The 405-nt window shown below is 52.1% G+C and carries 1 protein-coding gene; it reads right to left on the bottom strand.

Annotation, left to right across the window (positions count from 1 at the left end):
- Positions 1–338, bottom strand: a 338-nt coding sequence (locus M8318_RS00165; RefSeq protein ID WP_262660567.1) for a phage baseplate protein, incomplete at its 3' end; no start/stop codon positions are given.
- Positions 339–405 lie beyond the last annotated feature (67 nt).

Here is a 405-nt window from a genome sequence, read left to right as displayed (position 1 = left end):
TGAGGGCCATTAGCAGCATCGTTCTTGATAGATGGGCGTTCCGTCCTCTTGGCAGGTTGACGACCCTTGTTTGTGCGGATAGTGATTTCTCTAGGGGAGAAGTAGCGGAGTTGCTGTAAACTCATACTAAAGAAAACGCCATCGCCGGAGTCCTGATCCTCATTGAAAGTGAGGTTAGTAATAAGCATATCTGTGTATGTCTTATCAGGCAGCGCAGCCCCAGATTCATCTAGGCGGAAAGTGAGCAAGGTTACTGTCTGTCCTGCACGCTCGATCTCCGATAGACGCTCTGCTACTTCCCTCGCTGGGGTTGTCTTGCCTTGGTCTGGAACGGTCACAGAGGGGACGCCAGCATCACCCAATAGGCCAGAGACAATGCTCAGGCCGGAGTCACTAACAGTGACC

This window comes from Leclercia tamurae (assembly GCF_025566055.1).
GTDB lineage: Bacteria > Pseudomonadota > Gammaproteobacteria > Enterobacterales > Enterobacteriaceae > Enterobacter > Enterobacter tamurae.
Note: the sequence above shows the minus strand (reverse complement) of the source record. Positions and strands in the feature narration are given on the sequence as shown.